Genomic DNA, 24983 nt, shown 5'->3' on the forward strand with positions numbered 1-24983 from the left:
GACGACGAGGTAGATAGGTTCGGGGTGGAAGCACGGCAACGTGTGGAGCTGACGAATACTAATCGGTCGAGGGCTTATCCATTACCCAAGAAAGTGAAGAGAAGCTTCGAAGCTTACTCCTAGTACTTTCTCGAGGCCCGGAAAAAACGGGAAACTAATTCACGAACTTTACGCATGCATTTCGTATCTAGTTTTCAGGGTGCAAGCCACCTTGAAATGAAGTAGGATGTTTCTTGGCAGAAACATGCTTACGAAGTAAGCTTTCTGACGAAAGCTCTTAGTTTGGTGATGATGGCGGAAGGGAACCACGCGTACCCATACCGAACACGAACGTTAAGCCTTCCAGCGTCGATGGTACTTGGACCGAAGGGTCCTGGGAGAGTAGAACGTCGCCAAGCAAATGCAAAAGTCTTTCCGGATAATCTGGAGAGGCTTTTTTTGTTATCCGTAACTTTACAGTACCTATAAAGGTTAAAGAATAATGCATGGTGGGTGTAATAGAGATATTGTTTTTTTTAAGGTAGCAGGCACAACTGCAGTATTTTTCGGCTTATTAATTGAATATTCATAATTTTCCCTGTTTATAGGGCATTCTAAAGGCAAGAAAGGGCATTCAATTCTTGTATTTCCAATAGTTTGTACCTAATTATGTACGTCTTCTGAAGCTTGTGAAGATAAGCTTGACACGAAAAATAGGCTTTTGATAATATTGCAATAATATCTACGGGCAAGTAAGAAACTGAAGGAGGACTACGTTCGTGTGGGAAACAAAATTTGCTAAAGAAGGCTTGACGTTTGATGATGTACTATTGGTGCCAAGAAAGTCTGAGGTCTTCGGGAAAGAAATCAACATCTCAACGCAGCTTACAGATAAAATCAAGTTAAACATCCCTTTCTTAAGCTCGGCGATGGATACTGTAACAGAAGCAGCTTTAGCGATAGCTATCGCTCGCGAAGGCGGTATCGGGATCATTCACAAAAACATGTCCATCGCGCAGCAAGCGGAGGAAGTGGATCGCGTTAAGCGTTCGGAAAGCGGAGTTATCACGAACCCTTTCTTCCTGACTCCGGAACATCACGTATATGACGCCGAGGAGTTGATGGCGAAATATAGAATCTCCGGTGTACCGATCTGCGATGAGGATAGAAAGCTGGTCGGTATTTTGACGAACCGCGACCTTCGTTTTGTTCATGACTACTCCATTAAGATCAAAGAGGTTATGACACACAGAGATCTGGTAACAGCTCCGGTCGGCACGACGCTGGCTGAGGCTGAAGTGATTTTGCAGCAGCACAAAATCGAGAAGCTGCCGCTAGTCGATGAGCATAACACGCTGAAAGGCCTCATTACGATCAAGGACATCGAAAAGGCTATACAGTTCCCTAACTCGGCCAAAGATGCTCAAGGACGCCTTCTGGTAGGCGCTGCAGTAGGTGTATCCAAGGACGTTATGGAGCGTACTGCTGCTTTGGTTGAAGCCGGTGCAGACATGATCGTTGTAGACTCTGCTCATGGCCACCATATCAACATTCTCAATACAGTGAAATTGATTCGTGCCCAATACCCTGATCTGACCATTTGCGCTGGGAACGTGGCTACTGGAGATGGCACGAGAGATCTTATCGAGGCGGGCGCTTCGGTGGTTAAAGTCGGTATTGGTCCTGGATCCATTTGTACGACACGGATTATTGCAGGTATCGGCGTTCCGCAGATTACTGCTATATACGATTGTGCTTCCGTAGCAAGAGAATACAATGTGCCTATCATTGCGGACGGAGGAATCAAGTATTCCGGGGATGTTACCAAAGCGATTGCGGCAGGCGCGAGCGCGGTTATGATCGGAAGCTTGTTCGCAGGTACGGACGAGAGCCCTGGTGAATCGGAAATTTATCAAGGCAGAAAGTTCAAAGTGTACCGCGGTATGGGCTCGCTTGGTGCTATGAAAGAGGGCAGTAAGGACCGTTATTTCCAAGAGAACGAAAGTAAGCTCGTTCCAGAAGGTATCGAAGGCCGTATCGCATACAAAGGTCCACTGGCTGATACGGTATACCAATTGATTGGCGGTTTGCGGTCCGGTATGGGCTACTGCGGTGCTCGAAACATTCAAGCGCTGATTAATGAAACCTCGTTTATTCGTATTACCGGCGCCGGACTTCGTGAGAGTCATCCTCATGATGTACAAATCACAAAAGAAGCGCCGAACTATTCGCTATAATACAGACCATATTTTGGAGACCGGGGCTCGGGCCCTGGTCTTCTTTTTTTGGCTATGCTGGTATGCTACAATAAAGGCACTAAATATATGGGAGAGTGAAGAAGTGAACAGGTTTTGGAAATGGGGAAAACTCATACTAGCAGTTTCGATCGCAGCACAAATCGCAATTTCCCCGCTAGCTGCTAATACGGCCCAAGCTGCGGAGGCAGATGCCCCGAATTTAGGTTTAACCGCGAAATCAGCAATATTGATGGAGGCTTCTACGGGACAAGTCCTGTACGCCCAAAATGAGAACGCTCCTATGCAGCCTGCAAGTATGACCAAAATGATGACGGAATACATAGTTCTTGATAGCATAGCCAATAAAAAGCTTGATTGGAATGAAACTCTGACTATCAGCGAGTATTCTGCTTTTTTATCAAACAATAAAGCTTTATCGGGTATTCCTAAAGCCCAGGGCGATCAATATAGCGTTCAAGATTTGTTTAATGCGGTAACGATTTATTCCGATAACGGCGCGGCCGTGGCATTGGCGGAGAAAATCTCAGGCTCTGAAGAAAAGTTTGCACAGCTGATGAACGAAACGGCAGCCAAATTAGGCTTGTCCAAGGATGCATACTTTATCAATACGTCCGGTTTGGACCGCGTGGATCTGGGCAAATATGCACCGGCCTCACTTCCGGGAGAAACAATTTTTACAGCTAAGGATGCAGCACTTATTGCTTATCATTTAATTAAGGACTATCCGGATATTTTGAAATTTTCTAGCATCCCTTCCAAAAAGTTTAGACAAACGGATGCCAATCCGATGATCAACTACAACTGGATGCTCGAAGGCAATAAGGACAATGTAAACTTTAAAAAATATGTTTATCAGGGTCTAGACGGATTGAAGACAGGACATACCGACAAAGCCGGCTACTGCTTTACGGGAACGGCACTTCGCAACGATACGAGACTGATTTCCGTCGTTATGAATTCCAGCAGCAGAGACAACAGCTTCTTTGATACCAAGAAGCTTATGGACTTCGGATACACGAATTTTGAAAAGAAAGAAGTCGTCAAAGCGGGAAGCCCTGTAGACTCCTTACCGACAGTGCCTATCAAGAAAGGCACGAATACGGAAGTTGGAGTAGTGACAGGTGAAGGATTGTCCCTGCTGGTGAAGAAGGGCACTCCGGATACAGCGTTTACCAAGACCGCCGAAGGCAAGACGGATCTGATCGCACCTATTACGAAAGGTCAGGAAGTTGGCACGATGACGGTTACTTTTGAAAATAAGCCGTATACTATAAAATTAGTGGCAGCTACTGATGAAGAAAAAGGAGGATGGTTCCGCTTATTTTTCCGGGCTATCAAAAACTTCTTCGTCGATATGGTCAGCGGCTCCAAGAAGGCTTAAAATCCGGGTAAACGGGTTGTATAATTAAGGCTGTTCATGTAAAATAATTGCTTAGTTAGTTTGTCGCATTTTGCGTATCGTGAATTGATTATAAGGGTCTTTAGGAGGAGTCGGGAAATGGAAACAGGTACATCACGGGTTAAAAAAGGAATGGCAGAAATGCAAAAAGGCGGCGTCATTATGGACGTCATGAATGCGGAGCAAGCAAAAATCGCTGAAGCCGCAGGTGCTTCCGCAGTAATGGCATTGGAACGCGTTCCTTCGGATATTCGTGCAGCTGGCGGCGTAGCTCGTATGGCTGACCCTACTGTTATGGAAGAAGTGATGAAAGCCGTATCGATTCCGGTAATGGCAAAGGCTCGTATCGGTCATTTCGTCGAAGCGAAGATTTTGGAAGCTATGGGTGTAGACTATATCGATGAGAGTGAAGTTCTTACTCCAGCCGATGAAGTTTTCCATATTAACAAAAGAGAGTTCACGGTTCCATTCGTATGTGGAGCGAGAGATCTTGGAGAGGCCTTGCGCAGAATCGGAGAAGGGGCTTCCATGATTCGTACGAAGGGTGAGCCTGGGACCGGTAACATTGTTGAAGCGGTTCGTCATATGCGTATGATGGTCGGTCAAATTAAAAAGGTACAAGCTATGTCCAAAGATGAGCTGATGGCTGAAGCCAAAAACCTTGGCGCTCCCTATGAGCTTCTGCTGCAAGTTCACGAAACAGGCAAGCTTCCTGTCGTTAACTTTGCTGCCGGCGGTGTAGCGACTCCTGCTGATGCTGCCCTTATGATGCATTTGGGTTCTGACGGCGTGTTCGTTGGATCGGGGATCTTCAAATCCGACAGCCCGGAGAAATTCGCGAAGGCTATTGTTGAAGCGACAACTCATTATACGGATTATGCATTGATTGCTGAAATCTCCAAAAACTTGGGAACTCCGATGAAGGGTATCGAAATCTCCAAGCTGGATGCTACGCAACGCATGCAAGAGCGCGGCTGGTAATTGCGCGGTAAAGGAAGGATAAGCCATGAAAATAGGAGTATTGGCACTCCAAGGCGCAGTAGCCGAGCATATTAAGCTGATCGAGAAGGCGGGCGCTGAAGGCGTTATTATCAAGAAGACGGAGCAATTAAGCGAGATCGATGGCATCATTATTCCTGGCGGGGAAAGTACGACGATCGGGAAGCTGATGCGGACCTATCACTTTATAGAGGCTCTGCAGTCTTTCTCCAGGCAAGGAAAGCCGATATTCGGCACCTGTGCAGGACTTATTGTGATAGCTAAAGAGATTGTCGGTCAGCCGGAAGCGCATCTTGGACTGATGGATATCAAGGTCGCCCGCAATGCTTTTGGACGGCAAAGGGAAAGCTTCGAGGCGGACCTGCCTATCAAAGGGATTGCAGAGGATGTCCGTGCGGTCTTTATCCGCGCTCCGCTTATTGAAAGCGTAGGAGAAGGCGTTGACGTATTGGCAACGTACCGGGATCAAATTGTTGCAGCTCGTCAGGGACATTTGTTAGCAGCCTCGTTCCACCCGGAATTAACCGATGATGAGCGGATGCACGCCTATTTTCTAGATATGGTACGTGAAGCGAGGTAGGAGGGGTCACCTTGTTAGATGTAAAATTATTGCGTAATGATTTGCAGCGCGTAGAGCAGGCGATGAATCATCGCGGCAAAACGCTTGAAGATATAAGCCGGTTTACGGACCTGGATACCAAACGCAGAGAGCTTCTTCAGGAAGTGGAGCAGTTGAAAAACCGCCGCAACGTTGTATCCCAGGAAGTAGCCGCGTTGAAAAAAGCTAAACAGAACGCCGACGCTTTGATTGAAGAAATGAAGGGTGTTGGGGACCGCATTAAAGTACTGGATGATGAAATCAGAGTGCTTGAGACGGATATCAACGGTATTGTGCTGTCCATCCCTAATGTACCTAATGATAGTGTACCGGTAGGCAAGTCGGAGGACGATAATGTCGAAATTCGACGCGTAGGCGAGCCGGCTGCATTTTCTTTCGAGCCAAAGGCTCACTGGGAAATCGGACAAGAGCTTGGCATTCTTGATTTTGAAGCTGCGGCTAAAGTGACAGGCTCCCGTTTTGTGTTCTATAAGGGATTGGGAGCACGCCTTGAGCGCGCACTGCTTAACTTTATGATGGATCTGCACAGCGATCAGCACGGCTATGAGGAAATGATTCCTCCGCAGATTGTCAATCGCGACAGCCTCACGGGTACGGGACAGCTTCCAAAATTCGAAGAGGACGTATTCAAGCTGCAGGGGGAAGGAATCGATTATTTCTTGATTCCAACCGCTGAGGTTCCGGTTACGAACTATTATCGCGACGATATCCTGGCACTTGAGGATCTGCCCAAATATTTCTCCGCCTTTAGCGCTTGCTTCCGTTCGGAGGCCGGTTCGGCAGGAAGAGATACCCGCGGCTTAATTCGCCAGCATCAATTTAACAAAATTGAGCTTGTGAAGCTGACGACACCGGAGAGCTCATATGATGAGCTGGAAAAGCTGACTGCTGATGCGGAAAAGGTTCTGCAGCTATTGAAGCTTCCGTACCGTGTTCTTGCTCTTTGTACCGGTGATTTAGGCTTCTCATCAGCCAAGACCTATGATCTGGAAGTGTGGCTGCCTAACAGCAACACTTATCGTGAAATTTCGTCTTGCAGTAACTTTGAGGATTTCCAGGCTCGTCGTGCGAACATTCGCTTCCGCCGCGATGCGAAGTCAAAACCGGAGTTCGTTCATACCTTGAATGGTTCAGGTCTCGCACTGGGACGTACGGTTGCCGCCATTCTGGAGAATTACCAGCAGGAAGATGGAAGCGTCGTGATTCCTGAGGTGCTTCGTCCTTACATGAACAACCTGACCAAGATATCTAAAAATTAGAACTTGATAAACAAGAGGCAAATGTGATACAATCCATTTTGTCACCCGGAGAGGTGGTCGAGTGGTTTAAGGCAGCGGTCTTGAAAACCGCCGTGTCTTTGCGGGCACCGTGGGTTCGAATCCCACCCTCTCCGCCATGATTTCAAAATGGCATTACATAAGCAAATCCAGGCTGTATTATCCTTCCAAGGATGATGCAGCCTTTTTTATGTTCGCTTTGCCAATTCCTTATTTTACTGTACTTTATGCGAATAAACCGGATAGCAGAGTCGCACCTTAAGCTTGTGGAGGTGTTGAAAAGATGGCTAAGACAGACACATTGACAATGGACCAGCAGGAGCTGGTGGAAGCATGGTCGAGAACATTGCCTACCGTATTAAGCGCATCGGACCGGGCGGAAGTCCTGGCGGACGAAGCAGAGTCCAACGCCCTGCGAGTGCATATTGCGACTGCAGGACATACTGACTACAGCTTCGACTTTAAGTGTACGTATGTGGACTCCAGAGAAGTTAAGGTGGAGCTTGTGGATGTAGAATGCGAAGGGCGTAATGTGGATGAACGTACCGTAATTATTCAAACTTTGGTGGATGATTACGTTCGTCATATTCACGAATGCGCACAACAGCTGCACGCAGTGACTAAATAGTCTAACGGTCGGAGGGAAAGCTGTGACAAAAAATAAAAGTCATGTAGATAAAAATATTCAAAACGTCGTCAAGGACCTCGAGCATACTGCTGTGAATAGCCATCATGCTCAGCAGATTCAACAGCAAACGAATGACCGGCGTCATCAGGACGCATTGAATCATGACAAGCCATCCCAATACGAATCAATAAGCTTGTCGGATAAAGATTGATTTTACCAATATAAAAAGGAGGGGTATTTATGCCGAAAGATATTCCGCAGCCTGTAAATCCCCCAAGCGGGCAAAAAAGCCGGGAAAAGGATCATCAGCCCACCGAACCCTTGTCCGGCTCCAAAAAGGTAAAGCAAGCGAATCATTCCAGACATAATAACGGTGAAGGGTAAGAGAAGCGCCCCTCATCTTATGAAGAACTAACGACAGTTCCTTCTGTAAAAAAAGAGGGAACTGTTGTCTTTATATTACGCGTTCTTGGCAGATAAATAATGAAAGCACTCAACCAGCATCATTTGGGCGATTTCTTCGTTGTCAGCGTAGCCGTATATAGTACCCCCAGCTGCTAATTCCTCACATACATCATCGAGAAAAGAACAGATTGTAATCGTTAGTTCATCATAAACAATGTAATATCGATTGTTCTGCAGCACGCTGTCCAACACCTCACTCTTAGATTGCCCTCATTTTAACATGTAGAAATCTAAAAGAGAATGGATTTTATCACTTACCGGGATGTTGATTATCGAATGGGATTTAAGGATTTGAAACGCGGGCGGTCCTTTTGACACCTAGCTACGTATTATGGATATAAAAAGGACTTCGAGGCGATGAGATGATGATCATATTAAAAACTCCGCAGCAAATTGCTAAAATGCGAAAGGCAGGTCAAGTACTGGCCCGCTGCCATGAGGAGATAGCTAAGATAATTAGGCCGGGAATGACTACGCTGTTTATTAATGATTTTGCCGAGCGGTTCTTAACCGAGCATGGCGCCAAACAAGTAACGAAAGGGTATAAAGGATATCCCTATGCGACCTGCGCCTCTGTTAATGATGTCATAGCTCACGGATTTCCTGATGATACCCCTTTACAAAATGGAGATATCGTCAAAATGGACATTGTTTGCAGCTATGATGGTTGGATGGCAGACTCCTGCCGAACTTATGCTGTAGGGGCAATCTCACCGGCCGCTGAGCGCTTAGTGAACGTTACAAAGGAATGCCTTGACCTCGCTATTCCGAAGGCCGTAGCAGGCAATAGCATCGGCGATGTGATGCATGTCATTCAAAGCCACGCCGAAGCGGCAGGGTACTCCGTCGTTCGTGATTTGCTGGGCCACGGCATTGGACAGTCGCTGCATGAGAAGCCTTCCTACGAGCATATCGGACGTCCAGGCAAAGGGTTCAAGCTGAAGGAAGGGATGGTCATTACAATTGAGCCTATGATCAATGCAGGCGGTTATGAGATGTATATTGATTCTGATGGTTGGACAGCCCGGACGTGGGACGGATCTTTATCTGCCCAGTTTGAGCATACGGTAGCTATTACCAAGGATGGACCTTATATTTTAACTCGGCTTTGATTAATCGCAGTGGAAGGATCAGGACTTTTTCTTGGACGCTATTTGTGGTAAAATAATTAATACCGCGCGCCCGTAGCTCAGCAGGATAGAGCGACAGTTTCCTAAACTGCAGGTCGTACGTTCGAATCGTATCGGGCGCGCCAGATAACTATGAAGATACCAAACCTTCTATGATGAATAGAAGGTTTTTTTATATATACCGTGCATAAACCAGGGAAAAAGCGATCATCCGATAAAGTGCGAAAGGTAATAAGCGGAGTGTTCCTTGCTTACATTACCTGGCTTCCTGTCGAAGAGCCTTTCCCAACCGTACCAACCCTTCCGTGATAAGGTCCTCGTCAACGGATGCATAAGTAAGCCTTATAAAGCCTCTGTCGGCCCCATAGATGGTGCCTGACGATACGATAACACCCTCTCGAATTCCAGCCGCCAAAAGCTCTTTATCGGTCCACCCCCGTCGTTTCACCTTAAGCCCTACATAGAACCCTCCAGCTAAATAACTGGGGCCTTCTACGGCTACGGCATCACCAGGCTGAAGCAGCGTATGGGAGATAAGATGCAATGCATGCTTGACTCCCGCCGTAATAAGAATTTGGCTTGGATCAGCAGTCAGGTTCAGATGACTTTGAAGCAATTCAGATAACGCTTGCCGTAATTCGAAATCCCCTTTGAAATTCGCATAATAGCTAAACGGAAGGCTGAAGTCGATTTCAGAGGCGAGCTGGTGCAGCAGGTCCAGCGGCATCAGGTCGGGGGAAAGCTCTCCCTTAGTCAGATTAATGATGCCGGGATGGGCAAATGCCGATATCGTTCTTTTAACAATGGGGGAGGTGGGGTCAAATGGTCGACGGTAGGAGTACCGTTCCCAGTTCGGTGTACGGGAAGGCGTCTCATCCCACATGGACTCACATACCCGGGTACCGCTTCCTTGGACGGATTGGACGAGCCCCATAGCTTTAAGCTCCTCATAAGCCGCTGATACGGTACTGCGATTAATGCCAAGCTTGAAGGCCAATTCGCGCTCTGTAGGCAATGGGTCGCCAGGCAGCAAAGTGCCGCGAATGATCTCCTGCTCATAATGCATATAAATTTGGCGGAATAGGGGGACATCACTTAATGTGTCGGGCTTCCAAGCCATACCAATCACCTCTTTCTCCAGTATACTTCATCTTCATATTGGCTGGGCTGAAAAGTTGCCAATTGGCTGAAGCGGATAGGGCATATCCAGGGCTATACTGAAGCTGCAGACGATATGAGGACATGAAAAGAATAGGAGCTCAAGGAACTTCTATGGATAACATTAGAATCAGTGGCGCCGTTTCTTTTCCTTTTGCCGGGCCGTTCTGTGTTGCAGGGAAGTACCGCTACGCGGGGTCAACAGCTGCAATAATGCCTCCCATCCTATGAAAGCCAGAAAGGTGATGTCAGATGAAAATCGCTTTTATTGTATTTGAGAAAATGACGACGCTTGATTTTGTTGGATTTTTCGAGCCCATGACCAGACTTTCCTTGTATAAGAACCGTCTGAGGGAGGAGCTTCAATGGGATCTGTGCGGTATCCAGGAAGAAGTGAAGGATGATCGTGGAATGACGATAAAAGTAAATAAGATTCGTCCGGATCTGTCAGAGTATGATATGATCTTTGTGCCGGGAGGTTACGCGACAAGGACTTTGAGGAACGATGTGAATTTCATAAGCTGGCTTCAAACGGCAAAGGATTCAGCCATGAAGGTTTCAGTATGTACAGGAGCACTCCTGCTAGGAGCGGCAGGCTGGCTGCAAGGGAAAAGAGCGACAAGCAATCCTTCTGCTTATGACCTGTTGACCCCATACTGCAAGGAAGTCGCAGCATCCCGCATCGTGAAGGACGGGAATGTGATTACCGGAGGAGGTGTCGCGGCCTCCCTCGACGTCGGATTGTTCCTCGTGGAACTTTTTTCCTGCAAGGACACGGCAATGGAGATGCAAAGAGAGATGGATTATCCCTACTATAAGGCAGGGAATACAAACGCCGATTATGTTATTGGATAAAAAGCAACCCGGTATCAGTCACATGACAAAGCAGCTGTTAAAAGCAGTTATGAACTTCGGGACTCCCCGTAAAAATATCTGAATCGCCTTCAAAGCTAATGCCCCACTTTTGGTGGGGTTTTCTTGCTGGTATATAATACCAGAGCTTTCACCAAAAAATAATTGGGCCATGTGCAGTGGTTTACTCTTGAGGTATCGTCTATTCTTTCGGAGAGGAGGGGGAGAACCATTTCAGAAGAAACAGAGTGGATCGAGCGCATTGTAGCCGGCGACGTGCAATCATTTCGCTTACTGATGGAGAAATATAATCAATATTTATACCAGGTTGCGTTCTCAGTACTGCATTCAAGCAAGGATGCGGAGGATGTGACGCAGGAAGCACTGTGGAAAATCTATGCTTCTCTCCCCTCCTATCAGCACCAGGGCTTCAAAACATGGATTACCCGAATTACCGTAAACAAAGCGATAGATTATAAACGTTCCCTTGAACGAAAAAGAGAGCAGCTAACCGACGAGCCTGAGCAGCTGATTCCGGTAAATCCCGTACACACGGTGGAGGAGGAAGTGCTGCATAGGCATCGGCGGCAAAGAATTCGGGAGTGTTTGGACGACTTGCCAGACAACTACCGGGATGTGGTCGTAGCCTTTTATATCGAGGATAAAAGCTATCAGCAAATTGCCTTGGAGCAGGGAGTTACCCTAAAAACGGTGGAATCGAAGCTGTACCGGGCCAAGCAGTGGATTCGCAAGCATTGGAAGGAGGAAGAGTGGGGATGAAGCATCACACAACGGAAGAATGGTCCAGGTATGCGAGACAGGAGCTATCGATCGAAGAACAACTAGAGTATGAGACCCATCTCAGTACATGTGACGAGTGTCTTGAAAAGTACATGCAGGGATTAGAGCTCACGACGGATACCTTCCCAAGGCTTGCAGAGGAAGCGGAGACGGCCATTGTAGAGTCGGTTATGCAGCGAATCGAGTCTCAGACTCCAAGTCTGTCAGGGGTACCAGAGATCGCGCCGAAATCGGTTCAAAGGCGGCAAGCAAGTCAGACCCCGTCCTTCCTGAGGCATCCTGTGTTCCATTATGCCGTTGCCGCAGTTATTACGCTGCTGCTGATGGGAACAAGCACCTTCCAGACCTTGATGGATAAGGTGGGCTCTGCAGAAACTAACATAGAGGCCGGACCGTGGGTGCAAGAGGAGAGCCGTTCATCCGTATCCCAAAAAATAATGGAAAAAACGATCGGGGTATTGGACTCGATTCAGCCCAAACATGAAAGAGGGGGAACGCGATAATGAAACCTAAAAGTGCGATGACAGCGCTGCTGTTATCTTTTATCCCCGGCATGGGGCACTTATATTTGAATCGTTTGGTAAGGGCTGTTATTTACGGCATTGGTTTTTTTGGGCCGGTTTCCTTGATGTTTCTGCTGGTTCTGACCGGGGAATACCATCGTAGAGGCGAATTTCTCGCCTTTCTGATGGTGGTCGCCATGTTCTTCGGCATCGTCAACATGATCGATATGGTTATAGCAATAGCCCGAGGCCGAGTGCCTGCTTTGGCTGCTGCCCCATCGAGCACGGAAGACGGAATGCTCATGGTACCACAGCACAGCGGGAATGACCGTTTTGCCGCCATTGTTCTGTCGTTCATCCCAGGTCTCGGACATTTTCAGCTTGGCCTGATGCAGCGGGGATTAGCTTTCTTAATCGCATTCTTCGGAAGCTTGGCGATGGTTATCTTCGTCGCGGTGCTAACGCATAGAGACGGGTTTCTGGCTTTTCTGTGCATCCTGCCTATCGTGTGGCTATACTCCATGTTCGATTGTGTACAGCAGTTGAACAAGAAACAGCGGGGGGAGCCGCTTGTAGACCAGACCTTCTTCGAGGATTTCCAGGAAAGCCGCGAGGATGGCAGAAAGAGCAAGATGATCGCCACCTTCCTGTCTATCGTTCCGGGAGCGGGACATATGTATCTTGGCCTGCAAAAAAGAGGGCTTCAGCTCATGGCCGCGTTCCTGCTGCTCATTTACATTATGGATGTGCTTCGTTTATCGATTTTCTTGTTCTTGATTCCGATTCTATGGTTCTATAGCTTCTTTGACGCGCTGCAGCAGATTTCCAAGCAGGGACGGGAGGAACTGAAGGACCTTCCCTTCGTCGATTGGTTGATGAACCATCAAAAATGGGTCGGCATAGGCTTGCTGGTTTTGGGAGGATATTATTTGGCCGATGAAGTGATCCTGAACGCCTTGGACCGGATGTTCCCCAAAGAACGGATCTCCATACTGTTCCACCAATATTTTCAGACCTTTGTTGTATCCGTAATCTTGATCGGCGGCGGTCTTCGACTGCTCATCGGAAGCAAAAATCGAAAGGACGGATAGCCTATGAAAAAATGGCGTGTAGGGACTCTATCGATGGGCTTGACCTTGATCCTGCTGGGGGTCATCCTGTTCATGTCCCAATGGAGAGGAATCCAGGCCTTCGATGCGTTTATCGCTTGGTGGCCCATCATCTTTGTTTTGCTTGGGCTTGAGATTATTATCTATTTACTATTCTCGAATAAAGAAAACAGCATGCTTCATTACGACTTTATGAGCCTGTTCTTTGTTGGAGTGATCTGCATCGGCTGCCTTGGGTTTACGCTGCTGGCGTCTGTCGGCATTTTGGGCGAAATTCGATCCATGCTGGGAGCGACGGAGGAAACCAGGGATTTGCCGACAGTGAAGGAAGCACTGGGAGACGGCGTGAAAAAAATCGTTGTCCAATCAGGAGATCAGAGTGTGAAAATTGATAAATCGACGGAACGCTCCATTCAGGTATTCGGGACCTTTCGTGAACGGATCAAAGGGGGAGAGCAATCACGTCCATTGGACAAGGACCAGGTGGTCTCCGTACATACGGCCGGCGAGATCATGTATGTGCAGATCAAACGGCTTCCTTCGGAGCGGGGGCTGCAATCCTATTATCCTTGGATGACCGTTACCGTAGTGCTGCCGGAGGGAGTGCAGGTGGAGATGAGAGGATTGGACAACAGTAACATATCTTGATAGAAAGAGCAGGAGTCGGAAGCATCCGAATCTCCTGCTTGTTTTCTTGTACAGCTTTTTTAGGCTGTGTAATGTGGTGACTCATAGCGTAACAGGCAGTCTATTATGGGAATAGTAACCTGATGGACGTCTTGTCCTGATTATGCCTTCCCTCTTAAACGGCGGAAAAACTGGGTCAGCATGCTGCTGCATTCCTCCTGAAGGACACCGGAAATCACCTCGACGCGATGATTGAACCGTTCTTCCTGCAGCAGGTTCATCAAGGTCCCTGCGCAGCCGGCCTTGGGATCGGTCGTTCCGTAAATCACCTGTGGAATTCTGGCTTGAACGATGGCACCCGCGCACATGGGGCAGGGCTCCAAAGTCACATATAATCGGCAATCGAGAAGCCGCCATGCCTCCAAATACTCGCTGGCTTGCTTGATGGCTATGAGCTCAGCATGTGCCAGTGGATCCTTGGTTGTCTCGCGGAGATTGTGGCCGCGGCCGATAATGGTGTCATTCCACACGACCACGGCACCGATCGGGACTTCGAGCAGTGCCTCGGCTTTGCGAGCTTCATCAATTGCAGCGTTCATAAAAGGGATATGTTGTTGCACACAGGCACCTCGTTTCTATGATCAACTTATTCACAGGCCAATGCTGACGAACAAGTATTCGATTTGTTAACATGCTGTGGATAACCTTGTGGATAACCGGGTTGTTATGCACATTTTATTGTAGAAAATTGGGGATAGTTCCGCAAGTTCCCTCGATTTATTCAAGTCACTATCCCCAGATGGGGATAAGGAGCCTGTAGCCGGGAAGGCGGTCTCATATAAATTTACGGCGGATTTCAGCCGTCGGAATCATGCAGTGCTCCTGCTTGCCGAACAGCTTATACCGTTTTTTGGCCACCCAACGGTACAGAAAGTCCCGCAAGGAAACCGGAACATACTTTAATACAGAAAGTAGCGCCCAACCTCGCCCTAATCGTCTGCAAATTTGCAGTATAGCGTCGGAATGCGTATAGACGAAGCCTTGGTCGAGCAAAATGACGGAATCCATCGACGGATCGTTCTTGATCTCCGGTGGAAGCAGGGACTGGGCCGTGTCGGATTGCAGCTGCGCAAAACGAAAAACGTCCTTTTGATCCAGCCGGATAAGGAGTTGAACCGAGCCGCTGCAAAAACTGCATTCCCCATCGAATAGCATAATAGGGTGCTCGAATGTATCGGAATTATGACTTAAATCCTGGCATCGGGTTTTCATTGCGCTCACCTGGTTTCCATAGAGGATACTCCTATTATACTGTGATCTGCTCGCCTCGTTAATGCCATAGCGACAACGAAATAAAGATTGGACGATATAGGTTCCTGTGGGAGGCGTCTGCACATTCCATGATTTTTGCTGGAAATAGAAGAGGCAAGGTGACAGGGACCCTATATGTGCGATATAATAACTATTTAGGGATATTGAATAACGATGATTAAGGAGTTGTCCTATACATGGCTTTGAAAGCTGGGATCGTGGGCCTGCCGAACGTTGGCAAATCCACTTTATTTAATGCGATTACGCAAGCGGGCGCTGAGTCGGCGAACTATCCTTTCTGTACGATTGATCCGAACGTAGGGGTAGTAGAGGTTCCCGATGAGCGGCTGGTCAAGTTGACGGAGATGGTTGTTCCTAAAAATGTCGTTCCTACGGCATTTGAATTTGTAGATATTGCAGGACTTGTTAAGGGCGCTAGCCGCGGCGAAGGACTGGGCAACAAGTTCCTTGCCCACATCCGGGAAGTGGACGCTATCGTTCACGTTGTCCGCTGCTTCCAGGATGAGAACATTACACACGTGTCCGGTACGGTCAATCCTATCAGCGATATCGAAACGATCAACCTGGAGCTGATCCTGGCTGACGTAGAATCAGTTGAGAAGCGGATTGAACGTTCCCGTAAAAATATGAAAAGCGGCGACAAAAAATACGCGGCTGAAGTGGAGTGTCTGGAGCGGGTGAAAGAGGCGCTGTATAACGATAAGCCGGCCCGCAGCGTAGATTTGAGCGATGACGAGAAGCTGCTGATCCGCGATCTTCACCTACTGACGATGAAGCCGATGCTCTATGCGGCTAATGTGAGCGAAGAAGAAGTAGCCAATGCGGATGATAATCCTTTGGTACAAAAGGTGCGTGAATACGCTGCTCTGGAAGGAGCAGAGGTTGTTCCCATCAGCGCCAAGGTAGAATCCGAAATTGCCGAGCTTGAAGGCGAAGACAAAGAGATGTTCCTGGAGGAGCTCGGGCTGCAGGAATCCGGTTTGAATCGTCTGATCAAGGCTGCCTACAAGCTGCTTGGCTTGTATACTTATTTCACCGCTGGAGTTCAGGAGGTTCGTGCATGGACCATCCGCAAGGGCATGAAGGCTCCGCAAGCGGCTGGAGTCATCCATACCGATTTCGAACGCGGGTTTATCCGTGCAGAGGTTGTCAGCTATGATGATTTGGTCAATGCGGGCTCGATGAACGCAGCGAAAGAAAAAGGACAGCTTCGCCTGGAAGGGAAAGATTACGTGGTGCAGGACGGCGATGTTATGCACTTCCGTTTCAACGTCTAAACTATATACTATCTGAAGAGACATAAGGGGTGAATGATGATGCTAGACAGACTGCAATCACTTGCGGACCGTTATGAAAAACTAAGCGAGCTGCTGTGTGATCCGGATGTAACGAGCGATACGAAAAAGCTGCGGGAGTACTCCAAGGAGCAATCCGACCTTCAAGAGTCTTACGAGGCTTATACGGAATATAAAGGTGTTGTAGAGCAGTACGAGGCGGCACGGGCCATGCAGAATGAGAAGCTGGACGATGAAATGCGCGAGCTCGTCAAAATGGAGCTGGAGGAGCTGTCCCAGCGCAAGGAGGAGCTCGAGGAGCGCATCAAAATTTTGATGCTTCCGAAGGACCCTAACGACGACAAAAACGTTATCGTCGAAATCCGCGGCGCCGCAGGCGGCGATGAAGCGGCGTTATTTGCAGCCGATCTATACCGGATGTACACGAAGTACGCCGATACACAAGGCTGGAGAACGGAAATTATGGATGTCAGCATGAATGATCTCGGCGGCTTCAAAGAGATTATTTTCATGGTAAACGGCAAGGGAGCCTACAGCAAGCTGAAATTCGAGAGCGGCGCCCACCGGGTTCAACGTATTCCGACGACAGAGTCGGGCGGACGGATTCATACATCGACTTCTACCGTTGCGGTGCTGCCGGAAATGGAAGATATCGATATCGAAATTAACGATAACGATATCCGCGTCGACACGTTCTGTTCCAGCGGTGCCGGCGGACAGTCCGTTAACACGACGAAATCGGCGGTTCGGGTAACCCACGTACCGACGGGCATTGTTGCGACATGTCAGGACGGAAAGTCGCAGAACTCCAATAAAGAAAAAGCACTTCAGGTGCTTCGTGCCCGGATTTTCGATAAGCTGCAGCAGGAAGAAATGTCCAAGTATGCTGGTGAGCGGAAAAGCAAAGTGGGTACAGGAGATCGAAGCGAACGCATTAGAACCTATAACTTCCCACAAAGCCGTGTGACCGACCATCGTATCGGTTTGACGCTCCATCGTTTGGATGCTGTATTGAACGGCGATATGGATGAGATCATCTCTTCCTTGACGATTGCTGCCCAATCGGAGCTTATGGATAAAGGGGAACAAGTGTAAACCAATGACCGTCGAACGGAAGTTGACGATTCGTGAAGCCTATGTTGAGGCTTCTTCTTTTTTACAGGGGCATGAAGTGAGTGAAGCATCCAATTGCGCCGAGCTGCTGCTGCAGCATCTGCTGGGCTGGAGCCGCAGTGAAATGCTGCTTCGCTGGCAGGAAATGTTCCCCGTGGAACTTGAAGGGCAATGGTGCGAGCTGTTGAAGCGTAAAGCGGCAGGAGAGCCGGTCCAATACATTATCGGAGAACAGGATTTCTACGGGCGTACCTTCAAGGTGACGCCGGCCGTGCTTATCCCGCGTCCGGAAACCGAGCTGCTGGTGGAACAAGTGGTTATGCTCGGAACTGAGCTGTGGCCTTCACAAGAGGCATCTCCACTTGTTGCTGACATAGGAGCGGGAAGCGGAGCGATAGCCGTAAGTCTTGCCGCGGAGCGCCCATCCTGGCGTCTGATGAGCTCGGATATATCGTCTGCTGCGCTTGCGGTTGCAAAGGCAAATGCAGAACGCCTGGGAGTGGCGGGAAGGATCTCGTTCCTGGAGGGGGATCTGCTGGCACCCTATATCCAACAAGGGCTGCGCCTTGATGCGGTTGTATCCAATCCTCCCTATATACCCGAGGAGGATGAGGGGGGATTGATGCCCGAGGTGCGCTTGTTCGAGCCGGCTTCCGCATTGTATGGCGGGAAGGACGGTCTCGTGCTGTATCGGCGTCTCATTGCTCAGCTGAAGGAGCTGACCTCGATGCCCTCCCTTGTCGGACTGGAAGTCGGCATGGGGCAAGCCAAGGTGGTGTCGGACATGCTTGCCGCATTAGAGGCTTGGGACGGGATTCGGCTGGTTCCCGACTTGGCGGGAATTGACCGGCATGTTATAGCTTGGAAGCGGAGATAAGGGACGTAGTGCCCGGATCAGCATAAAAGCCAGGTGGTTGGGCAAGGAGAGGCACAAACTATTCTCTCTAGTAAAAATTGATAGATTACTAGGTTTAAAACCTCTCGGATCGGTTCATACTAATGCTATGAAGCGGATACGAGAGGGGCGACAAGCCATGGTGAGAAGAACTTCCCGGGTTCGATATTTTTATATAGCTTTTGCACTTATTCTATTAATGTTTTGTTGGGAAGCCCAAAAGGAAAATACGGTTGTGTTTGCCTCCAAGGCGGAGAGTGCTTCCGCCAGTATAGAGGGGGTAATCCCTCAAGAATCGATACGACTTCGAATATTGGCTAATTCGGATTCACCATCCGATCAATGGATAAAAAGAGAAGTTCGTGATGCTATCGTGGAACAAATGCAGCAGTGGGTTACCGGTCCGCAAACGATTGAGGAAGCGAGACAAACGGTCCGCAGCCATTTGCCTGAGCTGAGTGAATTGGTGGGGCAGACGCTCCGCAAAAACGGATTTGACTACGTTTATCAGGTTGAGCTTGGCGTTGTTCCGTTCCCAACCAAAATGTACGGAAATCAAGTATACCCTGCGGGCAATTATGAGGCGCTTCGCGTCTCCATCGGTAATGCAGAAGGACAAAACTGGTGGTGCGTCCTGTTTCCTCCGCTGTGCTTCGTAGATTCGGAGGTCATTGCCAAAAATCCGAATGAGGTCCGCGCAGAAGCGGTGCCTGAAGCGGAGAAGGAATCTGCGAATAAAGCGAAGGATCACCAAGAGGAGAAAACAGGTAAAGACGCGAAAACGGCCAAAACGGCTAATAAGGCAGCCGAGACAAAAGGCGCAGCGCCAGCCGCAGGCAAGACTGCAGTGGCTAAGGCTGATGTACAACCGGAGCAGCCGGAAGTTCGTTTCTTCCTTTGGGATTTGATGAAGAAGCTAGGCTCGCTGTTTGCGTAGTCCTAGGTAGTGAGTATAGACTTGCAGGAATAATGGGTACTCCTCGCAAGAAATCGAGGACTGAACGGATTAAGAGACGCATGGAAAATGGATTAAGGGTGGAGTAAGGATGACAGCATACTGGAAGGTCTCGCCCGAGCAGCCGCAGCCGGAATCGTTGGCGGAAGCTGCACAGACCCTGAAGCAGGGAGGGCTTGTAGCGTTTCCTACGGAAACGGTATACGGCTTGGGGGCTGACGCCCGCCAAACGAGAGCCGTTGAACAAATTTTCAAGGCCAAAGGAAGGCCTTCGGATAATCCGCTTATCGTCCATATCGCAGACCGGTCTCAAGTAGAGGAGCTCGCCGCTTCTCCGGATGAGGCCGTTTCGCGTTTGCTGGACGCCTTCTGGCCGGGGCCGCTCACGGTCGTGCTGCCCGTCCGGCCAGGCGTTCTGTCCCCGCTTGTCACCGCGGGGCTGGATTCGGTCGGGCTGCGGATGCCCGACCATCCGGTGGCGCTGCAGCTGATTGCCGCTGCAGGCTGCCCTGTGGCCGCGCCGAGCGCTAACCGCTCGGGCAGGCCCAGTCCAACACAAGCGCAGCATGTGTTGGAGGATCTCGCTGGCCGCATCGACGGCATCGTGGACGGGGGGCCGACCGGAGTCGGCGTCGAGTCCACGGTGGTGGAGTACACCCCGGCCGCAGGCGAAGCCGGCGGCGGTGTGCTCCACATTCTGCGGCCCGGCGGCATTACGGCAGCGCAGCTTCGCGAGGCGCTGCCCGGCATCACGGTGCGCGAAGCCTCAGCGCACCAAGAGCCCTCCGCGGCACCCCGCGCGCCGGGGATGAAGTACACGCATTACGCCCCGCGCGGCGTAATGACCCTCGTTCAGGGCGATGCTCCTGAACGGGTGCTCGCTCGCATCCAGCGCGAGCTCGACGAAGCGCACGCGCGCGGGGAACGCACAGGCGTTCTCACGTACCGTGAGCACGCCCCGCTGCTGCGCGCGGACCATATCGTCGCCTGCGGAAGCGTCGGCGACCTGGAATCGCTGGCGCACGGGCTGTACGCCGCGCTGCGGGAATTCGATGAAGCGGGGATCCACTTCATCATGGGGGAAACATGCCCCGAGGAGGGCATCGGGGCCGCGATTATGAACCGGCTGCGCAAGGCGGCCGGAGACCGTATCATTCATGTCTGATGATTACACCGGCATTTCGCCTGAAGGGCGTTGCCGGTGTATTTTTTAACATACATATAATGCAGAACCGCTTCACATCTATCCAGCCCTCGCTAGGATATACATGAATAAATCCGGCCGTTATTGCGAAAAATGGCAGTGAATTGCGAGTTTGTCCGTATACTCCGAAGTGGAACCGATCCGTTAGCTCTCTCCCAGTCATGATTCTGGACTCGTCCGCATATGTTGATTAGGGACGGGGACAAGGGGTGAGTATAGAATGGATTGGACATCTCCGCTAATGGTGGGGCAGTTTATCGCTATATTGATCATGGCTATCGCTTTGGGACTGGATGCTCTATCGCTCGGCATTGGCATAGGGATGAAGGGCATACGCAAGCTGGACATTGCTAAGCTCAGCTTTGTCATTGCTGTATTTCATATGGTTATGCCGCTGATGGGCATGTTTACGGGCAGCTACGTCAGCTCTTTGATGGGCGGCATTGCCACCAAGGTCGGAGGGGCGCTGCTGCTGCTTCTCGGCATTCATATGGTGTACAGCTCCTTGAAAGGGGAAGAAGTAAAATCCATCGATCACCGTACGCTGGGAGGCTTGCTTCTTTTTGCGCTCAGCGTCAGCATCGATTCCTTTTCTGTCGGCGTCTCTCTTGGCATGTTTGCCGGAGATATGGCGTTAACCGTGATCATGTTCGGAACCGTTGGAGGGATCATGTCCATTATCGGCCTTTTGCTGGGCAGCAAGATGGGACGATGGATCGGTGAGTATGGAGAAGCGATGGGCGGAGTGATTTTATTGGCCTTCGGCGTGCATTTTTTATTATAAAACCGGCCTAATTGATGAAAACCATGGCTCGACCGTTCCCTATTTTCAAACATTTGAGGTACAATAAAAGGGAAGGCTGATTACAGCCTATATTGAATAGTAAAGGCAGGGATCCCAGATGAATCGAATCTTATTCGTTTGTACCGGCAACACCTGCCGCAGTCCGATGGCTGAAGGCTTGCTCCGGAAGCTGCTGGCGGAACATGATTTGCACCATCTTGAAGTCCGCTCGGCGGGGGTTGCAGCTTATGACGGCACACCGGTATCCCATCATGCGGCAGCCGTATTAAAGGAGCATGGATCGGATTGCAGCATGACCTCCAGCGCATTATCGAGCGATTTGATTGCGTGGGCTGATGTGGTGCTGACGATGACGTCGGGACATAAGCAGCACGCGATAGGCAAATATCCGGAGTTCGTCGATAAAATATATACGCTGAAAGAGTACGTGGAGGACGATCCGGAAGCCGCCGGTCGCATCGCGGAGATGGAACGGCTGATTGCCGATTTGCAGGTGAAGCGGGCATTGTCCCAGCAGGTAACCGATGAGGAGAGGGCACGAATCCTGACGCTGGAGCGCACGCTTCCGGATTACGATATTGCCGATCCGTTCGGGGGCTCCTTAGCTCAATATCGGGCGTGCGCAGCGGAGATTGAGGCCGCGCTGCTGAAGCTGATCCATAAGCTGAAAGCGGCAAGGTAACGGATTTTCCTGATTCATTGCTATCCGTGTGTTCGGGAATTGGACTCACTTTTTAGGCTTTACACATGACGCTATTTCCGCTATGATAAAGGTACAATGTAGGGCCTTGATGTAACTGGCGACGAGTGGGTTTAACCACAGTGGAGCATCGAGGTACACGGCCGGTCGCCTGGGCAAAGAGCATCGTTGTGCTGGATACAGCACGCTGCATGCTCTTTTTTCGTGTTTCGGCTATCTATCGGTTATAATGGAGCTAACTATGTTAGGAGGCGAAGGACAATATGAAAATTGCTATTGGTGCAGATCATGCAGGATTTCGTTTGAAGGATGAATTGGTGGGCTATATTGAATCATTGGGTCATCAGGTGGCGGATATGGGCTACAACAGCACAGATTCCGTCGACTACCCGGATTATGCCATTGCCGTCTGTGATCAAGTGGTTTCGGGTCAAGCCGACAAAGGGATTCTGGTTTGCGGCACAGGGATCGGCATGACGATTGCCGCCAACAAAGTGCCTGGCATCCGCTGTGCATTGGTGCATGACTTGTTCTCGGCTAAGGCGACTCGCGAGCATAACGATACGAATGTGCTTGCCATGGGAGAGAGAGTTATTGGCCCGGGCGTTGCGCAGGAGATCGTGAAAGTCTGGCTGGAAACCGAGTTCTCGCAAGGGGAACGCCACCAAAATCGCATTAACAAAGTCAAGGCGTTGGAAGACAAGTACTCGCTTCATCCGTAAGCGGAAAGCCTGACGAAAGAGGCGATTCATGATGGACAACGCAGAACAATTCCGGCAGGCTGCAGCGGAACCAGCATCATTGGACATAAGCGCCATTCGCGGCCATTTGGAACAGGCGCTTCGCGAGCTGATACAGGCGGGACATATTGAAGCAGGGCAGATTATCGTCTTCGGAACCAGCACAAGCGAGGTGCTCGGCAAGCATATCGGAACGTCCGGTACGGAGGAAGTGGCGGAACAGCTGTTTGCAGCCATGGAGGCCGTGAGGAAGGAAGTCCGCTTTTATCCGGCTTATCAATGCTGCGAGCATTTGAACCGGGCTCTGGTAGTTGAACGAGAAGCGATGAAGGAGTACCGACTCGATCCGGTTTCCGTTATTCCGGTGCCCAGAGCAGGCGGCTCCATGGCTTCCTATGCGTTTAAAAACTTGCCGCAGGCTTGTGTCGTTGAGACCATCGAGGCTCACGCCGGCATCGATATCGGAGGCACGCTCATCGGGATGCATCTGAAGAGAGTGGCGGTTCCGTTCAAACCGTCGATCCGAATGATTGGACATGCGTCCATTCTTGCTGCCTATACCCGTCCGAAGCTTATCGGAGGTGCACGCGCGGTTTATGATATGGACAGCGCTGAACCGCAAGGGGCTGGCTCGTGTACTTGACGAACGAGTAACTCATGATTTTGTTTAAGCAGGGAATTTTTCTCTTTATTAAAAATATAAGCTCATCCCGAGGAGGAACTTACTGTGGAACAATTACGCAAGCAAGACCCGAAAATCGTTGAGGCTATGAATCTGGAGATCGGCCGTCAGCGCGACAAAATCGAATTGATCGCATCCGAGAATTTTGTCAGTGAAGCGGTTATGCAGGCTATGGGTACGGTCCTTACGAACAAATATGCGGAAGGCTATCCAGGACGCCGCTATTATGGCGGCTGCGAGTACGTTGATATCGTGGAGGACATCGCCCGCGACCGTGCCAAAGAATTGTTCGGCGCAGAGCACGCGAACGTTCAGCCTCACTCCGGAGCTCAAGCGAATATGGCGGTTTATCTGGCAGCTCTGCAGCCTGGCGATACCGTATTGGGTATGAACCTGGCTCACGGCGGTCACTTGACTCACGGCAGCCCGGTTAACGCATCCGGTCTGTTGTACAACTTCGTCGCTTACGGTGTAAGAGAATCCGATTCCCGCATCGACTATGATGAAGTGCGCAAAGCCGCTTTCAAACATAAGCCTCGTATGATCGTTGCCGGTGCCAGCGCGTATCCGCGTATCATCGACTTCGAAGCTTTGAGCCAAATCGCTAACGATGTCGGCGCCCTGCTCATGGTAGACATGGCTCATATCGCAGGCTTGGTTGCAGCGGGACTGCATCCAAACCCAGTACCATACGCTCATTTTGTTACAACAACTACACATAAAACGCTTCGCGGTCCTCGCGGCGGTATGATCCTGTGCCGCAAGTCTTGGGCAGCAGCTATCGATAAAGCCGTGTTCCCTGGAACTCAAGGCGGTCCTTTGATGCATACGATTGCCGCTAAAGCCGTATCCTTCGGAGAAGCTTTGCAGCCTGAATTCAAAACGTATGCGCAAAACGTAGTCAACAATGCCAAAGCATTGGCTGAAGCTTTAGTCGCAGAGGGCGTTGATCTGGTATCCGGCGGTACGGATAACCACTTGATGCTGATCGACCTGCGCAGCTTGAACATCTCCGGTAAAGATGCGGAGCATCTGCTGGACGAAGTTGGCGTTACGGTTAACAAAAATGCCATTCCATTCGACCCTGCGAAGCCTATGATTACAAGCGGTATTCGCGTCGGTACACCTGCAGCAACTTCCCGCGGCATGAACGAAGAAGCGATGAAGACGATCGCCAAAATCATTGCTTTGACTTTGAAAAACCCTACGGATACAGCTGTACACGAGAAAGTGCGCGGTATGGTAAAAGATTTGACTGCTCAATTCCCTCTTTATCCTGGATTGTCTTACTAATCAGATTGAACCCAAGTCGGCGCTGCCCAGCAGTGGCCGGCTTTTTTTATGAAATAAGATCGATTAACCAATGATTATGCCGCTGTAAAGAAATAGCAGGTACACTACTTGTATAATCCAAGGGGTTTAGTACAATAAAAACAGTGCTTAGTTATGATTATTGGA

Annotated in this window: 27 protein-coding genes, 2 tRNA genes, 2 rRNA genes and 1 riboswitch; of the genes, 28 read left to right on the forward strand and 3 right to left on the reverse strand. The window is 49.8% G+C overall.

Going from position 1 to position 24983, the window contains the following annotated elements; all coding sequences use genetic code 11:
- From B1728_RS30355 to B1728_RS30420, 13 genes are all read left to right on the forward strand, one after another.
- Positions 1-82 (forward strand): 23S ribosomal RNA (locus tag B1728_RS30355); the annotation flags it as partial.
- Between the two features lie 199 nt (positions 83-281).
- Positions 282-398, forward strand: a 5S ribosomal RNA gene (gene rrf / locus B1728_RS30360).
- 360 nt (positions 399-758) lie between these two features.
- Complete coding sequence (gene guaB / locus B1728_RS30365; RefSeq protein ID WP_079914183.1) at positions 759-2216, forward strand: IMP dehydrogenase; 1458 nt, start codon at positions 759-761, stop codon at positions 2214-2216.
- Between the two features lie 103 nt (positions 2217-2319).
- The gene (locus B1728_RS30370) at positions 2320-3618 is read left to right on the forward strand and encodes a D-alanyl-D-alanine carboxypeptidase family protein (RefSeq protein ID WP_256865583.1); all 1299 of its coding nucleotides are present in this window, start codon (positions 2320-2322) and stop codon (positions 3616-3618) included.
- A 117-nt stretch (positions 3619-3735) separates the two neighbouring features.
- Positions 3736-4617, forward strand: coding sequence for a pyridoxal 5'-phosphate synthase lyase subunit PdxS (gene pdxS, locus B1728_RS30375; protein ID WP_079914184.1), 882 nt, complete (start codon positions 3736-3738; stop codon positions 4615-4617).
- 25 nt (positions 4618-4642) lie between these two features.
- Entirely contained in the window at positions 4643-5215 is a 573-nt protein-coding gene (gene pdxT / locus B1728_RS30380) for a pyridoxal 5'-phosphate synthase glutaminase subunit PdxT (RefSeq protein ID WP_079914185.1), read from the forward strand.
- 11 nt (positions 5216-5226) lie between these two features.
- Positions 5227-6513, forward strand: coding sequence for a serine--tRNA ligase (gene serS, locus B1728_RS30385; RefSeq protein ID WP_079914186.1), 1287 nt, complete (start codon positions 5227-5229; stop codon positions 6511-6513).
- 47 nt (positions 6514-6560) lie between these two features.
- Positions 6561-6650: transfer RNA gene (locus B1728_RS30390), tRNA-Ser, on the forward strand.
- Positions 6651-6814: 164 nt separating this feature from the next.
- Positions 6815-7159: a hypothetical protein gene (locus B1728_RS30395; RefSeq protein ID WP_079914187.1), complete on the forward strand. Its 345-nt coding sequence runs from the start codon at positions 6815-6817 to the stop codon at positions 7157-7159.
- Positions 7160-7181: 22 nt separating this feature from the next.
- Positions 7182-7370, forward strand: a complete 189-nt coding sequence (locus tag B1728_RS30400) for a hypothetical protein (RefSeq protein WP_079914188.1) — start codon at positions 7182-7184, stop codon at positions 7368-7370.
- Between the two features lie 29 nt (positions 7371-7399).
- Positions 7400-7543: a small acid-soluble spore protein P gene (locus B1728_RS30405; protein ID WP_079914189.1), complete on the forward strand. Its 144-nt coding sequence runs from the start codon at positions 7400-7402 to the stop codon at positions 7541-7543.
- A gap of 446 nt (positions 7544-7989) precedes the next feature.
- On the forward strand, positions 7990-8736 hold the full coding sequence (map, locus tag B1728_RS30415) for a type I methionyl aminopeptidase (RefSeq protein ID WP_079914190.1): 747 nt from the start codon (positions 7990-7992) through the stop codon (positions 8734-8736).
- A gap of 66 nt (positions 8737-8802) precedes the next feature.
- Positions 8803-8879: transfer RNA gene (locus B1728_RS30420), tRNA-Arg, on the forward strand.
- Between the two features lie 131 nt (positions 8880-9010).
- Here B1728_RS30420 and B1728_RS30425 read toward each other — a convergent pair.
- Positions 9011-9874, reverse strand: a complete 864-nt coding sequence (locus tag B1728_RS30425) for an aminotransferase class I/II-fold pyridoxal phosphate-dependent enzyme (RefSeq protein WP_079914191.1) — start codon at positions 9872-9874, stop codon at positions 9011-9013.
- Between the two features lie 290 nt (positions 9875-10164).
- Here B1728_RS30425 and B1728_RS30430 point away from each other — a divergent pair, with 290 nt between their 5' ends.
- The 5 genes from B1728_RS30430 (at position 10165) to B1728_RS30450 (ending at position 13825) form a co-directional block, all read left to right on the forward strand.
- Positions 10165-10767, forward strand: a complete 603-nt coding sequence (locus tag B1728_RS30430; protein ID WP_079914192.1) for a DJ-1/PfpI family protein — start codon at positions 10165-10167, stop codon at positions 10765-10767.
- A gap of 171 nt (positions 10768-10938) precedes the next feature.
- On the forward strand, positions 10939-11544 hold the full coding sequence (locus B1728_RS30435; protein ID WP_256865584.1) for an RNA polymerase sigma factor: 606 nt from the start codon (positions 10939-10941) through the stop codon (positions 11542-11544).
- Complete coding sequence (locus B1728_RS30440) at positions 11541-12068, forward strand: anti-sigma factor family protein (RefSeq protein ID WP_079914193.1); 528 nt, start codon at positions 11541-11543, stop codon at positions 12066-12068. Before B1728_RS30435 ends, B1728_RS30440 begins: the two co-directional genes overlap by 4 nt.
- Positions 12068-13159 carry a hypothetical protein gene (locus B1728_RS30445; RefSeq protein ID WP_079914194.1) on the forward strand — a complete coding sequence of 364 codons (1092 nt, stop codon included), beginning with the start codon at positions 12068-12070 and terminating at the stop codon, positions 13157-13159. The genes B1728_RS30440 and B1728_RS30445 overlap by 1 nt, the downstream gene beginning before the upstream one ends.
- Positions 13160-13162: 3 nt before the next feature.
- A complete protein-coding gene (locus B1728_RS30450) occupies positions 13163-13825 on the forward strand; it encodes a LiaF transmembrane domain-containing protein (RefSeq protein WP_079914195.1) in 663 nt (220 codons plus the stop codon).
- 140 nt (positions 13826-13965) lie between these two features.
- On the opposite strand, the gene tadA is transcribed toward B1728_RS30450, so the two are convergent.
- Both tadA and B1728_RS30460 read right to left on the reverse strand, forming a co-directional pair.
- Entirely contained in the window at positions 13966-14424 is a 459-nt protein-coding gene (gene tadA, locus B1728_RS30455; RefSeq protein ID WP_256865585.1) for a tRNA adenosine(34) deaminase TadA, read from the reverse strand.
- 214 nt (positions 14425-14638) lie between these two features.
- Positions 14639-15076, reverse strand: a complete 438-nt coding sequence (locus B1728_RS30460) for a thiol-disulfide oxidoreductase DCC family protein (protein ID WP_079914196.1) — start codon at positions 15074-15076, stop codon at positions 14639-14641.
- Positions 15077-15312: 236 nt separating this feature from the next.
- Here B1728_RS30460 and ychF point away from each other — a divergent pair, with 236 nt between their 5' ends.
- The 10 genes from ychF (at position 15313) to glyA (ending at position 24818) form a co-directional block, all read left to right on the forward strand.
- Positions 15313-16413, forward strand: coding sequence for a redox-regulated ATPase YchF (ychF, locus tag B1728_RS30465; RefSeq protein ID WP_079914197.1), 1101 nt, complete (start codon positions 15313-15315; stop codon positions 16411-16413).
- A 39-nt stretch (positions 16414-16452) separates the two neighbouring features.
- On the forward strand, positions 16453-17526 hold the full coding sequence (gene prfA / locus B1728_RS30470) for a peptide chain release factor 1 (RefSeq protein ID WP_079914319.1): 1074 nt from the start codon (positions 16453-16455) through the stop codon (positions 17524-17526).
- Positions 17527-17530: 4 nt separating this feature from the next.
- A complete protein-coding gene (gene prmC / locus B1728_RS30475; RefSeq protein ID WP_079914198.1) occupies positions 17531-18421 on the forward strand; it encodes a peptide chain release factor N(5)-glutamine methyltransferase in 891 nt (296 codons plus the stop codon).
- A gap of 157 nt (positions 18422-18578) precedes the next feature.
- The gene (spoIIR, locus tag B1728_RS30480; RefSeq protein ID WP_079914199.1) at positions 18579-19376 is read left to right on the forward strand and encodes a stage II sporulation protein R; all 798 of its coding nucleotides are present in this window, start codon (positions 18579-18581) and stop codon (positions 19374-19376) included.
- 109 nt (positions 19377-19485) lie between these two features.
- The gene (locus B1728_RS30485) at positions 19486-20559 is read left to right on the forward strand and encodes an L-threonylcarbamoyladenylate synthase (RefSeq protein WP_079914200.1); all 1074 of its coding nucleotides are present in this window, start codon (positions 19486-19488) and stop codon (positions 20557-20559) included.
- Between the two features lie 259 nt (positions 20560-20818).
- On the forward strand, positions 20819-21382 hold the full coding sequence (locus B1728_RS30490; RefSeq protein ID WP_079914201.1) for a manganese efflux pump MntP: 564 nt from the start codon (positions 20819-20821) through the stop codon (positions 21380-21382).
- Positions 21383-21500: 118 nt separating this feature from the next.
- Positions 21501-22085, forward strand: coding sequence for a low molecular weight protein arginine phosphatase (locus tag B1728_RS30495; RefSeq protein WP_079914202.1), 585 nt, complete (start codon positions 21501-21503; stop codon positions 22083-22085).
- 101 nt (positions 22086-22186) lie between these two features.
- Positions 22187-22267, forward strand: a riboswitch (ZMP/ZTP riboswitch).
- A 99-nt stretch (positions 22268-22366) separates the two neighbouring features.
- Positions 22367-22825: a ribose 5-phosphate isomerase B gene (gene rpiB / locus B1728_RS30500; protein ID WP_079914203.1), complete on the forward strand. Its 459-nt coding sequence runs from the start codon at positions 22367-22369 to the stop codon at positions 22823-22825.
- Between the two features lie 31 nt (positions 22826-22856).
- Entirely contained in the window at positions 22857-23486 is a 630-nt protein-coding gene (locus B1728_RS30505; protein ID WP_079914320.1) for a TIGR01440 family protein, read from the forward strand.
- Between the two features lie 84 nt (positions 23487-23570).
- Positions 23571-24818 carry a serine hydroxymethyltransferase gene (glyA, locus tag B1728_RS30510; RefSeq protein ID WP_079914204.1) on the forward strand — a complete coding sequence of 416 codons (1248 nt, stop codon included), beginning with the start codon at positions 23571-23573 and terminating at the stop codon, positions 24816-24818.
- Positions 24819-24983: the final 165 nt, after the last annotated feature.

This window comes from Paenibacillus sp. 32352 (assembly GCF_002042965.1).
Lineage (GTDB): Bacteria > Bacillota > Bacilli > Paenibacillales > NBRC-103111 > Paenibacillus_S > Paenibacillus_S vulneris.